The following is a 16,278-nucleotide window of genomic DNA, read 5'->3' as shown; positions in this document are numbered from 1 at the left end:
CGTACGTAACGAGAGCAGGACAGCAGGACCATGAGAAGGATCGCGGTGATCGGCGCCGGGCAGGCGGGTGCCCAACTCGCTCTGGGGCTCCAGACGCACGGCTATGACGTCACCCTGGTCACCGACCGCAGTCCCGACGAGATACGTCGCGGCCCGGTCATGTCCAGTCAGTGCATGTTCGACACCGCGCTGCAGAGCGAGCGCGAACTCGGTCTGCACCACTGGGAGGACCGGGCCCCGGACATCACCGGCATCGCGCTCTCTCTCATCGGTCCGCACGGCACTCCGGAAGTCTCCTGGCGCGCGCCGCTGGAAGGGCCCGCCCACTCAGTCGACCAGCGGGTCAAGTGTGCCGCCTGGACGGAGCAGTTCGCGGACGGCGGCCGCGGCGAGATCGTGCTGCACGAGGTGGGCGTCAACGACCTCGAGTGGTACGCCCGTACGCACGATCTCGTCGTGGTCTCCACCGGCAAGGGCGAGCTGAGCCGCCTCTTCCCGCGCAACGCCGAACTCTCCCCGTACGACGGGCCGCGCCGTGCGCTGGCTCTGACGTACGTCACGGGAACGGCGCCTCGGGAGGGCGAGGGGGAAGCAGCCGTCCATTACCGCATGGTTCCCGGCGTCGGCGAGTACTTCTCCTTCCCCGCCCTCACCACCACCGGCCCCTGCGACATCATGGTCTTCGAGGGCGTCCCCGGCGGCCCGATGGACTGCTGGGACGACATCGTCACCCCCGAAGCCCACCTCACCCGCTCGCTGGAAATCCTCCACCGGTTCTTCCCCGACGAGTACGAGCGCTGCCGGCACGCCCAACTCACCGACACCGGCGGCGTGTTGCGCGGCCGGGTCACCCCGACCGTCCGGCATCCCGTCGCCCGCCTCGCCTCCGGCCGGCACGTCCTCGGCATGGCCGACGCCGTCGTCCTCAACGACCCGATCACCGGCCAGGGTTCCAACAACGCGGCCCAGGCCGCCACCCACTACCTCGACAGCATCCTCCGCCACGGCACCGCCGAATTCACCCCGCAGTGGATGCAGCGCACCTTCGACAACTTCTGGCGCGGGTGGGCCCAATGGGCCGTCGGCTGGACCAACTCCCTCCTGACCGACCTGCGCCCGCACCACCGCGAACTCCTTTCCGCAGCGGCCGAGATCCCCTCGGTCGCCGGCGCCCTTGCCGCCGGATTCGACGACCCGCGCACCCTGTACCGCTGGTGGTTCGAGGAGGCCGAGGCGCACCGCTTCCTCGCCGAGAAGCGCGCTCAGCACGCCGCCCGCTTCGACGGCCGCGAACTGCGCCGCGCACTGGGCCAGTACGCCACCGGCGTGACCGTGGTGACGGCCCGCGCCCCCGACGGCCGCAACGTCGGGATGACCGCGAACTCCTTCACCTCCGTCTCCCTGGACCCGCCCCTCGTCCTGTGGTGCCCCGGCAAGAACGCCCCGAGCCTCCCGGACTTCACCGACGCCTCGCACTTCGCCGTCCACGTACTGGCCGCCGACCAGCACCACCTCTCCCGCCAGTTCGCCACCCCGGCCGACGACAAGTTCCGCGGCACCCCCATCACCCCCGGCATCGCCGGCACCCCCCTCATGGACGGCGCCGTCGCCCGCTTCCAATGCCGCACCGTCCAACGCCTGGACGCCGGCGACCACATCATCTTCCTCGGCGAGGTCGAACAGTACGAGGCCGACGGCGGCACCCCTCTGGTGTTCCACTCGGGGTACTACCACGTGGCGACGAAGCATCCGGATCTGTGAACGAGCATGCGGAACTCCGCCGAACCTCATTCAGGACGACGAGGTCGTGGGTTCACGCACTGTCACCCGACCGTGCAGAGTCCCTGGCCGAAGAAGCTCAACCGAACCTGGCGGTTGGCATTGTCCCGGTTCGTGTCCACCAACCTCCGTTAGGACAACCGCCGAGGTGCCCGATCGCGCCCTCCACCTCGTGAGTCATCGAAAAGGTGTCCACTGAGATGGAATCAGGAAAACAGCCAGGTCAGGGGCACCCTTCCAGCCCCTGTTGGTCGGCCGCTCGGGACGCGGAGCAGGGCCTCACGGATGACTTCCTGGCCGTCTGCGACCGTCTCGCCCGTCCATACGCCGACCCAGTCGGTGCCGGTGGGCAGGTGGACGGTGCGGTCGCGCGGTGGCAAGCGGTGATGCCGGCGTTGACGGAGTGGCGGTAGTCGTCCCAGGTTAAGTCCTCATCCCGGATCTCTCGCGTGTGCGGTGCTGCTGAGAGCGATCGCGGACGTATGCGCGCTCGGAGGCGGACGGTGGCGATGGTCCCGTCGGGACAACCTCCGCCCAGCCGGGGCCGTATGCGCGAGAAATGATTCAAACTGGCACAGCGAAAGGGCGTTCACGGCCCGGGCGGGATGCAGGCGGAATGCGGAGCGACACCGGGGCACCCCGTCGCATCCGACGTCGTCGGTCGAACCGGGTGTGGGACGCCGCCCCGCCGCGGCGCGTACCGCCTTGCGGCGGTGAGCGGGAGGGAGGGCTCGGGGCGTGACGGAGGTTGTGGCGGCGGGGCGCGCCGAGGGACTCGACGGACTGTTGCGGGAAGTGCGACGGCAGGCCGCGCGCGGGGCCGAGCCGGATCTGTCGCGGGTGCTCGACTGGTTGCACCGGCAGAGCGGCGCCCACGTCGGGCTGGTCGAGGGCGAGTCGGGCGCCGTGGGGCCGGGCACCGTCAGGCCGGCCGCCGAGGTGGACGTGGCCCGTCGCACCGTCGTGCGACACGCCCGCGAGGCCTACCCCACCGCCCTGCCGGCCGCAGGCGGAACTCCCGGCACCGTCATGGCTGCCACCGATGGCTTCCCCCGCACCGTGCTCGGCCCTCTGGCCCCGCTGCTCGCGCGCATGCACGGCGGGGAACTGGCCGCGGCCGCGACCCAGGTCGGTGACTTCTCCGTACGGTGCGAGGCGCTCGGGCCGCGCGAGCCGTGTCCGGTCCTGGTGGCGGTCGGCGGGCACGAACCGGTGGGTGAGGCCGCGACGTTGCTGCCGTACGTCGCGAGTGTCCTGGGGCTGCTGTGGCGGGCCGGGGAGAGCGACCGCACCTGGGACGGTTTCCAGCAGAAGGCGCGACAGGTGCGATTCGCCGTGTTGACGGCGCTGCTCGCAGGAGAGCCGATGCTGGCCCGGCGCATGACGGTCGGGGTCGTGCCACCGCTTCTCGACGCGCCTCGGCTCCGCGTTCATCTGCTGCGTTGCCCACCGGGCGAGCGCGAGCGGATCGTCCGTGCCCTCCAGGACTCCGCTGGGTATCACGGGCCGGACCTGATGGTGCAGTGCCCGGTCTTCGCCGACCACCTCATCTGTCTCATCGCCGACGTGGACAACGAATACGCCGGCAGTGGTGACAGCGGTGGCAACAGCAGGATCACCGACCTCGGCACCAGTGGCGGTGACTCGGCGAGCCGGGCCGAGGACCTGCGGCGGCTGGTGCGGGACGATCCCCGCTGCTCGATGGGGATCAGCGCCGCGCACCCGCTCGGCGCGGCCGCAGACGCGTACAGTCAGGCAGCCCACGCACTGGCGGCGGCGCATGTAGCTCCGGGACGTATCGCCTCCCACCACGGCCGGACCATGCTGGACGGTGTCCTCGTGCGGCGGCAGGCCGTCGGCTGGGCCCGCGCGTTGCTGCGGCCGCTGGAGGCCGCGCCGAAGCCCACCGCCGACATCACCCGCCTGTCCGTCGGCATGCCACGCTCCGCCGTGGCCAAGCTGTTGGGCCTCAGCCGCAACACCGTCTCCGCACACCTCGCCCGCGCGGAACACGCCCTCGGCCAGGACCTCGCCGACGTCCGCAGCCGCGCGGCCGTGCACCTCGCCTTCGCGATCGGTAGCTGGCGCACCGAAGACGAACCCGATGAACCCGACGAACCTCAAGACCCCGTGGCTCTCGACGACTTGCTCCGTACCGAGCAGGCCACGGTCTGGGCCCGGGCGCTCCTGGGGCCGCTCGGTGACCGGCACCGGCGCACCCTCCAGGCGTGGATCCACGCCAACACCGACGCCCGGCAGGCGGCCCGGCAGCTCGGGATCAGCCGCAACACGGTCCGTTCCCACATCCGCGCCGTCGAGACCCGGCTCGGCCTCGATCTGCTGACCACGGGCATCGGGGTCCATGACGTCGTGCACGCCCTGAGCATCACAGACGGCCGGAGCGCGTGAGCACCGCGCCACATCCATGTCCGAGCCGCCGAGCGTCGTGACACCAGCGTGCCCGCGCCGGTGAACATCCGCGCAGCGCACCTGCGTACGCAAGCACCGTGCACCCGCTGCACCCGCTGCACCCGCTGCACCCGCTGCACCCGCTGCACCCGCTGCACCCGCTGCACCCGGAACCTGCGTAGCGGATGCCGCATGCCACACGCCGCGTACCCACGTTGCGTACACGAGCAGTTGAGTAGTTGAGCACGTGAGCACCGTGCACAACCGGGGCCCGAGGCTGCGCAGCGTGCACTCTGGCCCGGGTTCGAGGCCACTCGTACCGTCTGACATGGCCGTGCGGCGCCCATGGCGCGGACCATGCCACAGAGGCAGGCCGACCTGTCGGGGGAGCGGCGCCGCACGGCCTGAGCGCCGAGGCCGGCGGCGTACCGGGGCAGACAAACGGGGGGCAGGAATGAACAGGACGATCACAGACGTGCGAGCACGCTCTGTGGCGGTGATCGGCATGGCGTGCCGCTTCCCGGGCGCCACGGGCATCGAGCAGTTCTGGGAGCTGTTGCGCGACGGCGTGGACGCCACCAGCGAGACACCACGGGGCCGGTACGGCACCCGAGGCGACGGCCGCTACTCGTACGACGGCCGATCCGACCACGACTCCGACACCGACGCGTGGGATGACCTGTACGCGCCGATCGGCGCGGCGGGCACGCTCGGCAGCCGCCGGGCGGGCCATGTCGAGGACATCGAAGCGTTCGACCAGGAGTTCTTCGGGATGTCCGCCGGGGAGGCCTCCGTACTCGATCCGCAGCAGCGGCTGCTGCTCATGACCGCCTGGGAGTCGCTGGAGGACGCGGGACTGCCCGCGGACCGGCTCGCCGGCAGCCGGGCCGGCGTCTACGTCGGCAACACCCGCGGGGACCACCTGGAGGGTCAGTTCCGCAAGGGCCGTGACCGCATCTCCGCGTCGTACTACGAGAACTTTCGCGCGATGCTCCCGGCACGTCTCTCGTACGCCTTCGACCTGCGCGGGCCGAGCCTGCTCGTCGACGCGGCGTGCGCGTCCTCACTGATCGCGGTGCACACGGCGGTACGGAGCCTGCAGGCGGGCGAGATCCCCTTGGCGCTGGCCGCCGGAGTGAACCTCGTACTGCGTCCGGACGAGGGCGTCATGATGACCCGCGCGGGCACCCTGGCGGCGGACGGGCGCAGCAAGTTCGCCGACGCGAGCGCCGACGGCTTCGCGCCGAGCGACGGTGTGGGCGTCGTCGTCCTGAAACCGCTGGCCGCCGCGCTCGCCGACGGCGACCGGATCCGGGCGGTGATCCGGGGAGGCGCCGTCGGCAATGACGGCCGTACGGGCGGCACCTTGCTCACCCCTTCGGCGGACGGGCAGGAACAGGTCCTCACGTGGGCCTACGGCGACGCCGAAGTGGACCCGGCGGACGTCGACTTCGTCGAGGCGCACGGCTCGGGATCCCCACAGCTCGACGCGGTGGAACTCGCCGCGATCGGCGACGTACTGGGCAAGGGGCGGTCCGCGGACCGGCCGTGTCTCGTCGGCTCGGTCAAGACGAACATCGGGCACTCGGAGGCGGCGGGAGGCATCGCCGGCCTGATGAAGACCGTACTCGTCCTGGAGCACCGCCAGGTGCCCGCCAGTCTGCATCTGCGCGCCCCTCATCCGGCCCTCGCCTGGGACAAGTTGCCGGTGATCGTGCCGACGAGGCTGCGGGATCTGCCCGACCCCGGCAGGCCGCTGTACGCCGGTGTCAGCGCGCAGGGCGCCTCCTGCCACAACGTTCATCTGGTCCTGAGCCAGGGCGACTTCCTGAGCCAGGGCGAGTCGGGTGCGTCGCCCGGCATCGTCGAGGACCGACCGTACCCGCTGGTGCTCTCCGCCCGCTCTCGTTCGGCGCTCGGCGTGCTGGCCGCGACGTACGTCGAGTACCTCGAACCCGGCGGCCGGGGCGCCGGATTCGCCGTGCGCGACATCTGCTGGTCGGCAGCGCTGCGGCGCCAGCACCATCCGTACCGCCTCGCGGTGGCAGGCGCCTCGCACGCCGAGCTGGCGGCGGCGCTCGACGGCGGACCGGACCGAGCGGTCGCCGAACCGGCGGACGTGGTCGAGGCCTGCGAACGGTACCGCCGGGGCGAGAGCGTGAACTGGCTCGAACTCTTCGATCCGCCGGGCCACTTCGTCCCCGTGCCCGGTCACCCCTGGCGGACGCGCTACTGCGGGCCGCGCGCCCCGGAACCGGCGGCGCACGAGGCGGCGGCCGGTGACCTGGTGACGGAGGTCCTGCGCGAACATGCCAGGACCCGCTACGAGGAGCGTTCGCCGCTCGACGAGATCGGCATCGACTCGCTCGCCAAGGTCCGGATCGTCGTGGAGCTCTCGCAGCGCTTCGGCCATGAGGTCGATGCCGACGCGTTGACACGGCTTCGGACCGTCGGTGACCTGCGCCGGTGGCTGCGGTCCCTGGAAGGACGGGCGGAGTGAGTCAGCCGCGGAGCCTGTACGGCTGGTTCGCTCGCAGCGCCCGGCGACTCGGTGACACGCACACCGCGCTCGAAGTGGGCGACGAACAGCTGTCGTACGCCGCACTCCAGAACCTGGCGGAACGGCTCGCGGGTCGGCTGACCGAGGCCGCCGGGGACACGCCACCGCGCTGCGTCGGCCTGCTGGCGAGCCGGTCGGTGACCGCGTACGCCGGCTTCCTCGCCGCGCTGCGGACCGGCGCCGCAGTCGTACCACTGCACCCGGACGCGCCGACGGCACGGAACGCGGACGTCGCCCGGGCAGCGGGCGTGGACCTGGTGCTCGCCGACGGGGTGGGAGCCGCCCCGAACCTGGGGGAAGCGATCGGCGTGCCGGTACTGGCGGAGGCGGTGGGCGGGGCGAACGGGCCGAAGACGACAGGCGCAGCGGATGAAGTCGCGGGGCCGCGCGTCCGACAAAGGCGCCCGGCTGCTCCGTCCGGCAGCGGCGTGGCCGAGGACGACGACGTCGCCTACATCATCTTCACCTCCGGCTCGACCGGCAGGCCCAAGGGAGTGCCCACGCTGCATCGCAACATCTGCGCCTATCTGTCGCAGGCAGTGCCGTACAGCGGGGCCGGGCCCGGCAGTCGGATGTCCCAGGCCTTCGATTTGACCTTCGACGGAGCCGTGCACGACCTGTTCGTCGCCTGGGCGTCGGGAGCGACGCTCGTCGTCCCGACACGCGGCCAGCTCCTCTCACCGGTCTCCTTCATCAACGCGCGCCGGATCACGCACTGGTTCTCGGTGCCGTCGGCGATCTCCTTCGCCATCCACCTGGGGACACTGGAACCGGGCGCAATGCCGACGTTGCGCCACAGCACGTTCGGCGGCGAACCCCTGCCCCTCGACGCGGCCCGCCGTTGGCAGCGGGCCGCGCCCGCCGGACGGCTGGAGAACCTGTACGGTCCGACCGAACTGACCGTCGCCTGCACGCGATACCGGCTCCCGCGCGACCCTGCCGACTGGCCGCGCACCCCCAACGGCACGGTGCCGATCGGCGCCTGCCTCCCCGCCGTCGAACACCTGCTGCTCGACGACGCCGGCGGGCCCGGGACCGTCGGCGAACTGTGTCTGCGCGGCCCCCAGCGGTTCCCCGGTTATCTCGACCCGGCCGACAACACGAACCGCTTCGTGCGGCTCGACGCAGCAGGAGCCCACGGTGTGCGGTTCCTCGGGGACCCGACCGACGACGACTGGTACTGCTCCGGAGACCGGGTCACCCACCACGACGGACACCTGGTCCACCTCGGACGCACCGACCAACAGGTCAAGATCCGCGGGCACCGCATCGAACTCGGAGAGATCGAGTCTGCTCTCAGGGAACTTCCCGGCGTACGCGAGGCCGTCGCCCTGGAGGCACGGGTCGCGGACGGGGAGCGCGAACTGTTCGCCGCGGTCAGCGGAACCGCCGTGGAAGCCGAACTGCTGTATGCGGCGCTCGGCAGGCGACTCCCGCCATACATGCTGCCGCGCCGGATCACCGTCCTGGAGCGGCTGCCGCTCAGCCGGAACGGCAAGATCGACCGGCGAGCGCTGCAGGCCGAGCTGACGTCGCGACAACACCCGTAGCCACCCCCGCCCACGTACTCCACTCCGCTTCACTCGACTCTGTTCCACTCCATGTCGCTCCACCTCACCTCCCTGCAGCTCAATTCCCGGAGTTCCCTCATGTACGACGCCATCGTGGTGGGCGCGCGCTGTGCCGGGTCACCCACCGCCATGCTGCTCGCCCGCGCCGGGCACCGCGTGCTCCTGCTCGACCGGGCGTCCTTTCCCTCCGACACACTCTCCACGCATGTCGTCCATCAACCCGGTGTCGCCGCCCTGGCCCGATGGGGGCTGCTCGACCGGGTGCGCGCCTCCGGATGCCCGCCCGTCGACCGCGTGGTCTACGAAGTGGCCGACATCCGGATCACGGGCGGCGCCCGAGGCGTGGCGGGGCAGCGCGCCTGGTACGCGCCACGCCGCCACGTGCTCGACGCCGTCCTGGTGGAGAGCGCCGTCGCAGCCGGCGTCGAGTTCCGTGCCGGCTGCACCGTACGCAACCTGCTCCGGGACGCCACGGGGCGGGTGAGTGGCGTCGAATTCCGGCACCGGGGCCGCACCCACCGGGAACACGCCGCGCTCGTCATCGGCGCGGACGGCATGCGCTCCACCGTGGCCCGGCTCAGCGCCGCCCCGTACACCGTGCGGCATCCTCGGCTCACCTGCGCGTACTACACGTATTGGGACAGCGTCGGTACGGACATGGAGCTGTACGAGCGGCAAGGGGGCTGGGTGGCGACCGTTCCCACGCACGGCGGCGCGTCCCTGGTGCTCGCTTACTTTCCACAGGAACGTTTCGACGACATCCGCGCGGACAGCGGGCCCGCGTACGCCGAACAGATCCGGGCGACGGGCCCCGGCCTGGCCGCACGACTCGTCGGCAAGAGGCCCCTCGAACGCCTCAGGGGCAGCGGCGACCAGCGGAACTTCTTCCGCCGTCCGGCCGGTCCGGGCTGGGCGCTGGTCGGTGACGCGGCACACCACAAGGACTCCATCACCGCCCGCGGCATCACCGACGCCTTCACCCAGGCCGAAACCCTGGTCCGGCATGCCGGTCCCCGGCTCGTCGGCTCACCGTCCGGACTCGACCGAGCCCTTCGCGCGTACGAGCGGGAGTGCGAGGCCCTCCTGGCGCCCGGCTACCGGGCGACCCTGTCCGCCGCCCGGCTGCACCTCCCCGAGCAGCGACTCTCCGTGCTGCGCGCGGTGAGCTCCGACCCCGAACTCACATCGATCTACCTGGACGTGTTCGCCGGCATCACCACCGCCGAGGCACTGTATGTGCCCAGACTGTTCACGCGGTTGTGACCGGGGCCGGGGGACGTGGCGCAGGTCAGGTTCGGACACACGACCCGAGTGACCGGTTGGCACGGCCGGGCTGCGCGACTGTCGTGCAGCCGGACCGACTCACCCTCCGAAGAAGCTCAACCGGACGCGCCGGTTGGCGTTGTCAACGTTGGTGTCCGCGAAACTCCGTTAAGACAACGGTCAGCGTAGCCGTGAAGTGTGGACGACCGCTCGGGACTTCCTTCGGGACGAAGAGGTCGTGGGTTCAAATCCCGCCACCCGACAGAGAAATACCAGGTCAGGCCCGGTACTGAGAGATCAGTACCGGGCCTGATGTGCGCTGAGAGGGGGCCATTTGGGGAGAGCCGACTGCGAGATCCGGCTCCCAGAAAGGCTCCCGACTTGGCCGCGTGGGGGCCGGTCCCGAGGAGCGAGTGTCCGTCAGATCGGGGTGCTCAGGTTCTGGGCGAGGGTGCGGGCTTAGGACGGAGCGGATCGCCGTCCGCTTGACGATGCTGCGCCGCCTGCCACGAAGTAGGTGAGCAGCCGACTTCGCTGCTCGTCGCCGAGTCCGGCACGGCCGACGCCTTGGGAGCCGATCGGAAGCAAGCTCCCAGATCAGGCTCCGGCATCTCGCGATGCTCAAGCAGCCAGCTCCGTCGCCGGGACCGAACCCTCTGGAGGATCGAGGAGCGTGAACGCGCAGTCGACGAATGCGCAAGCAGATGATGACCGCGAGCAGCAACGCCACGTTCAGCGTCAGGGCCATAAGCGGCCGGGCCTTCTCGCGTCAGAGCATTACCGTCCGGCGGCGTGGCGGAAGGTCGTCGTGGAGCAGGGCCCACAAGGGGCGAATCACGCGGCCCATTCGGTGAGCAGGGCGCGGTCGACGAGCTAGCTGCAATGCTCACCGCCCCAAGAAATCGTCCGGCGGACAAGCGGCCGCTGGTGACGCCACAGCCGCGACTGGCTCACGTTCTTCCAACTATCCAGCTGTACAACAGATCTGAACCCGGCCGAGGGCATCTGACCACTGCTGCTGCGACGCGGGTCCACCGCCAACGTCGCCTTCACAATGATGGCGAGAGCGCTCTCAGTCCCACTGCCGCAGAGCGTCGCCCCGCGCACTTTCCGCCAAGTCCCGAAGACCGTACTGGCTGGAATCACCCCTCCAACTCTCTTCTGTGTTCACTCTATTGACACCCAGGTTCGCGCGGCCATACGTTCCGCCCACTTGAGAGCGCTCTCAAGCACGTACGACCGTGATGAACCCATGAACCACCCCGAACCACCCCTCCCGGCCGTTGCGCGGCTTCCCCGCCACGCCGGCCGTCGTGCCGAGCCGCCCTGTTCACCGTGAGACACGAGGTGCTGTTCATGCCAGTCGCCCGAAGACGACCGGCCGCCGTGCTGGTCCTGGCCGCCGCCCTGGCCGCCGTAGGAATCGTTCCGGTCGCCTCCCCGGCCGCCGCCGCCAACGTCCCTGTGGGATCCGGCAGTTACTCCGACACCCGGCCCGCCGGCACGTCCGGCCCCACCACCAACACGGGTACGCCGGTCACCCCCAAGGTCACCGATGCCGCGAAGGGCAAGCCCGTGCCCACCAACGACTGGTGGTCCTCGCTCGCCTTCCAGCGCTACGGCGACAACCCGTACTCGACCCCGATGTACGGCCATCCGCTCACCTACCAGGCCGTGTCCGGCGGCCTCGAGGTCGGCTATCCGACGTCCCCCGCGATCGTCGGCGACGGCCGCCAGTACGAGTACGCCCACAAACGCGACCTGACCCTCGGGCTCACCGGGCTCAACTCGCCCGACACCAAGGCCGATGCGTGGTCCGACTGGACCGTCACGCCCTACTGGTCCGACGGCACCCGCACGCTGCGCACCACGATCGGCCACGGCATGCCGTTCGTGTACGCCAAAGGCTCCGGCGGCGACGCCAGGATCACCACGGCCGCCGCACCCACCGTCTTCGCCGACCAGGGCAACGTCCTCGGCATCACGGTCGCCGGGCACCACTACGCCCTGTTCGCGCCGAGCGGCAGCGACTGGGACGTCTCCAGCTCGACGATCACCGCGAGCCTCGGCAGCAAGGACTACTTCTCGCTCGCCGTACTCCCCTCCACCGACGCCCTCGCCACGTACCGGAAGTACGCGTACAGCTTCGTCACCGGCTCCACCACGGACTGGAGTTACAGCGGCGGGACCGTGCGGGCCACGTACACACTGGCCACGGAGGCCAAGGAGGGTACCGAACGCGGCACGCTCCAGGCGCTCTACCGGCACCAGTGGCTGCACACCGCCGATCCCCTCACCTCGTACACGTACGTCTCCCCGCGCGGCACCATGAAGGTCCGCGAGTCGGCCTCCTTCTCCACCGCGCAGAAGGCCTCCGCGGTCCTTCCCGGGCTGCCGAAGTCCAGTGGTGTCGACACCGACCGGCTGCGTACGTATCTGAACGAGGTGGCGAACTCCTCCGACCCGTTCTCCGGCGCGACCGACACGTACTGGACCGGCAAGGCGCTCGGCAAGCTCGCCCAACTGGTGCCGCTGGCCGACCAGATCGGGGAGACCGCGGTCCGCGACAAGCTGCTCGGGCTGCTCAAGGGGCGCCTCCAGGAGTGGTTCACCGCGGGCGGGGCGAGCGAGTTCTCCTACGACTCCGCCTGGAAGACCCTCACCGGCTACCCCGCGTCGTACGGCAGCGACACCGAGCTGAACGACCATCACTTCCACTACGGCTACTACGTGTACGCCGCCGCGATCGTCGCCCAGTACGACCAGGCCTGGGCGGCGGACTCCGCCTGGGGCGGCATGGTGAAGACCCTGGTCCGCGACACCGCCAACCCGAGCCGCACCGACGGCTCCTTCCCCTTCCTGCGCGGCTTCGACGTCTACGCCGGGCACAGCTGGGCCTCCGGGCACCAGGGCTTCGCCGCGGGCAACAACCAGGAGTCGTCGTCGGAGTCGACCAACCTCAGTGCGGCGCTCGTGCTGTGGGGTTCGGCCACCGGCGACAACTCCCTGCGGGACCTGGGCACTTACCTCCTCACCACGGAGTCCGAGTCGATCGCGCAGTACTGGTTCGACGCCGACGAGCAGGTCTTCCCGTCGTCCTTCGGGCACGACACGGTCGGCATGGTCTGGGGCAGCGGCGGCGCCTACTCCACCTGGTGGACCGCCAACCCCGAGGAGATCCACGGCATCAACGTCCTTCCCGTGACCGGCGGTTCGCTGCACCTGGGCGGCGAGAAGGCCGCGATCCGGCGCAACCTCGCCGAGATGGAACGCGAGAACGGCGGACCGGCCCAGGAGTGGCGCGACATCCTCTGGGAGTTCCGGTCCTTCGCCGACCCCGCTGCCGCCAAGTCCCAGTGGGACGCGGGCAACTCCTCGTACACCCCCGAGGCGGGCGAGTCCAAGGCGCACACGTACCACTGGATCACCACGCTCGACACCCTCGGCGCTCCCGACGCGACCGTCACCGGCGACATCCCCACATCCGCCGTCTTCACCATGGGCACGACGCGGACCTACGCCGCCCACAACTACGGTTCCTCCGCGCGCACCGTGACGTTCTCGGACGGCAAATCCCTGACGGTGCCCGCCCGTTCGACAGCCACGGGCTCCGGAACCGGCGGCGACCCGGACCCGGACCCCGATCCGCCGACCGGAAACACCTTCCAGCTGCGCACCGGCGGCACCCTGACCACGGCGACCGGCGGCACCGCGGGCAGCGACACGATCGCCTCGGCGGGCGGCACCAACCGCGACGGCACGCCGTACCAGCCGCTCGTCTACGAGGTCCGCGGCGTCAACGGCACCTACGCCTCCGGTACGTCCACGGCGTTCCGCCTCCAGGTGGACGCGGGCACCGCGGTCGGCCTCGGCCAGCAGGCCAGGGTCAGCTACGACCTCACCGGCGACGGCAGCTTCGATCGCGTGGAGACCTACCAGTACTTCGCGACCGACCCGGTCACCGGGTGGGAGGAGTACGCCCAGTCACGCGGCCTGAAGTCGGCCACCGGCAGCCTGGGGAAGATGACCGGGGGCACCGTCCGGCTCGAGGTGTGGAGCGCCATCGGCAACGGGGCGTCGAAGCTCCAGACGGGTACGGACAAGTCCGTTCTGGTCATCCCCTACAGCTGAGCGCCGCACGGCGCACGAGCACGCGGCGGGCATCGGAGGTCAGGCCGATGCCCGCCGCACCAGTTCCGTCGGGGTGATCACCGATGCGGGGACCGAGCCATCGGTCTCGTCGAGCAGCCTCATCAGCAGCCGCACCATCAGCCGGCCCATGCCCTCGATGTCCTGGTGCACGGTGGTCAGCGCCGGTTCCGTCGTCCCGACCACCGACGCCACGTCGTCGAAACCGACCACCGCCACGTCCTCGGGAACCCTCGCCCCCCACTCCCGCAGGGTCCGCAGCGCGCCCGCCGCCATCAGGTCGTTGGCGGCGAAGACGGCGTCGAGATCCGGGCGCCGGTCGAGGAGTTCGGCCATCGCCCGGGCTCCGCCCTCCAGCGTGAAGTCACCCCGGGACATCAGCGCCGGGTCCGCGTCGATCAGCACATCGCGGTACCCGTCGACCCGGTCCACCGCGGCCATCAGATCCCGTGGGCCCGCGATGTGCCCGATGTGCCGACGCCCCAGCGAGACGAGATGCCGTACGGCCTCCCGGGCACCGCCGCGGTTGTCACAGTCGACATAGGGCACGGCGAGTTCCTGCCGCGCCGGCGGGCGGCCGCCGAACACGGTCGGGATCCGGGCCCGCATGATCAGAGCGGGCAGCTCGTCGTCATCGTGCAGGGAGAAGGCGAGCGCGCCGTCGACATGTCCGCCACCGAGATAACTCGCGATCCGGTCGTACTCGCCCGGCCCCTCGGCCCACAGCAGGACGAGCTGCGTGTCGTGCGCGGTCAACTCACGGCTGATGCCCCGCAGTTGCCGCTCGAAGAACGGGTCGGAGAAGATCCGGAACTCCGGCTCCGCGATGATCACACCGACCGCGCCGTTGCGCCGGGTCACCAGTGTGCGGGCGGCGCGGTTGGGCACATAGCCGAGCTCCTCGACCGCCTGACGCACCTTGTCCGCCACCGGGGCCCGCACCCCCGCGCCGCCGTTCACCACCCGGGAGACCGTGGCGCGGGAGACGCCGGCCCGGGCGGCGACGGCCTCAAGCGTGGGGCGGGGCCCCGTGGTCGGTTCGGGCAAGGCAGGCGCTCCTCGACTGGCGCACCGTCGGTTCGGTGATCTGTCCGGCGTCCAGGATATCCGGCGCCCTTTCCGCTTGAGAGCGCTCCCGGGAACGAATGAGACCGGTCCGGCGCAATTCGGCCGTGGACCGGGCCCGCTGAAATATGATCACGCCATGCCCGACATGACTGAGACAACGCCCGGGTGACTGGCTCCGGACGGACTGGAGCTGGTCCGTGCCCGGATGCCGATCCTTTAGGTCGAAGCCGTGCCGGTGCGGGTCACGGACAGCGGCGAGGTGAGCAGCGTCGGCCTGCTGCTCCGCATCGGCCCCGACGGCACCGTCAGCCGCACCCTGGTCTCCGGCCGCGTGCTGCACCACGAGCGCGTCCGCGACGCCCTCCTGCGCCACCTCGAAAAGGATCTCGGTCCGGTGGCACTGCCCCGCTTGCCGTCCTCCCTGCAGCCCTTCACCGTCGCCGAGTACTTCCCGACACAGGGCGTCACGCCGTACCACGATCCACGGCAGCATGCGGTCTCGCTGCCCTACATCGTTCCGGTGTACGGGGACTGTCAGCCCCGGCAGGACGCGCTCGACCTTGTCTGTTTCAGCCCCGAGGACGCCGTCTCACCGGCCGTGCAGAGCGAGATGGTCGGCGGCCACGGCGCCCTGCTCGCACAAGCGCTCGCCCACACCGGCTTCGTCGGCTGACTCGGTCCGCGACCGCCGATCGCCGCCGTCACGGCTGCGGCGATCGGGTCCGGACCCGCACTCGGTCGACGGTGCGGGACACGCGGCGGGATAGGCCCGCCCTCATCCGCACAGTCCCACGATCAGGGTCATCATTACCCTCTCCGGATATCAGCGACATTCACGGAGTGCTCCCCGCAAGATCCGGCATTCATCATCATCACAGACCGCACATGTTCCGGCGGGCACTGATCGCGGTCGCTGGCGCCCTCGGTGCGGTGGAAGCTGTCGCCCTCGCGTCCACCCAGCCGGCCGTTGCCTCTGCCCCGACTTCCCCGTCGGCCTGGGACCGAGTCTCCCTCGACGACTTCAACGGCTCCACGGGCAGCAGGGCCAACACCGCCAACTGGCAGCACGGGAACGGAACTTCGTATCCGGGCGGCGCCGCCCGTCACCAGCCGAACCGCACTCGGTGAGCTCACTGCACCACATCGTGGGGCCCAAGTCCGATGCCGGCCAATGGCAGACCACTCAGCGTGAACCAAGCTCGTTTGGTCCGGCCGTACTTCCGGCCTACAGTCGGGCACCGTCGTCAGGCAAGGAACGACAACCGGACCTGCCGCCGTGGATTGTCCTTGTTGGTATCCGCGAAACTCCGTTAAGACAACCGTCACCCTAGGCCCCGAACCACGTCTACGGGAACGTGGCCGGCGCCGGAGACTGACCCCTCGGTACTGATTCGCGATACTGGCCGTAAGGATGAAGCGCCGCGCTCCAGGTGAGTGCGGCGCCTCGTCCGTGGCCGGCGTGAAACAAGGAGCGCAAGG

Annotated in this window: 7 protein-coding genes and 1 pseudogene; 7 read left to right on the top strand and 1 reads right to left on the bottom strand. The window is 70.5% G+C overall.

All coding sequences use genetic code 11. The features are described from left to right. Positions 1-30 precede the first annotated feature (30 nt). From ACZ67T_RS32765 to ACZ67T_RS32740, 6 genes are all read left to right on the top strand, one after another. Positions 31-1,761, top strand: a complete 1,731-nt coding sequence (locus tag ACZ67T_RS32765; RefSeq protein WP_469988804.1) for a flavin reductase — start codon at positions 31-33, stop codon at positions 1,759-1,761. Positions 1,762-2,517: 756 nt separating this feature from the next. Further along, on the top strand, positions 2,518-4,188 hold the full coding sequence (locus ACZ67T_RS32760) for a helix-turn-helix domain-containing protein (protein ID WP_469988802.1): 1,671 nt from the start codon (positions 2,518-2,520) through the stop codon (positions 4,186-4,188). Positions 4,189-4,663: 475 nt separating this feature from the next. Continuing rightward, positions 4,664-6,688, top strand: coding sequence for a beta-ketoacyl synthase N-terminal-like domain-containing protein (locus ACZ67T_RS32755; RefSeq protein WP_469988800.1), 2,025 nt, complete (start codon positions 4,664-4,666; stop codon positions 6,686-6,688). Further along, on the top strand, positions 6,685-8,298 hold the full coding sequence (locus tag ACZ67T_RS32750; protein ID WP_469988798.1) for an amino acid adenylation domain-containing protein: 1,614 nt from the start codon (positions 6,685-6,687) through the stop codon (positions 8,296-8,298). The genes ACZ67T_RS32755 and ACZ67T_RS32750 overlap by 4 nt, the downstream gene beginning before the upstream one ends. Before the next feature lie 51 nt (positions 8,299-8,349). Beyond that, positions 8,350-9,582 (top strand): NAD(P)/FAD-dependent oxidoreductase, encoded by a 1,233-nt coding sequence (locus ACZ67T_RS32745; protein ID WP_469988796.1) that lies wholly within the window; start codon positions 8,350-8,352, stop codon positions 9,580-9,582. Positions 9,583-10,938: 1,356 nt separating this feature from the next. After that, the gene (locus tag ACZ67T_RS32740) at positions 10,939-13,713 is read left to right on the top strand and encodes a glycosyl hydrolase (RefSeq protein WP_469988795.1); all 2,775 of its coding nucleotides are present in this window, start codon (positions 10,939-10,941) and stop codon (positions 13,711-13,713) included. A 39-nt stretch (positions 13,714-13,752) separates the two neighbouring features. Here the strand turns inward: ACZ67T_RS32740 and ACZ67T_RS32735 are convergent, their stop codons facing one another. Further along, positions 13,753-14,778: a LacI family DNA-binding transcriptional regulator gene (locus tag ACZ67T_RS32735; RefSeq protein ID WP_469988793.1), complete on the bottom strand. Its 1,026-nt coding sequence runs from the start codon at positions 14,776-14,778 to the stop codon at positions 13,753-13,755. Positions 14,779-15,004: 226 nt separating this feature from the next. Here ACZ67T_RS32735 and ACZ67T_RS32730 point away from each other — a divergent pair. Further along, positions 15,005-15,472, top strand: a pseudogene (locus ACZ67T_RS32730) (DUF4916 domain-containing protein). Positions 15,473-16,278 lie beyond the last annotated feature (806 nt).

It is taken from the genome of Streptomyces sp. NPDC107517 (assembly GCF_055582645.1).
Note: the sequence above shows the minus strand (reverse complement) of the source record. Positions and strands in the feature narration are given on the sequence as shown.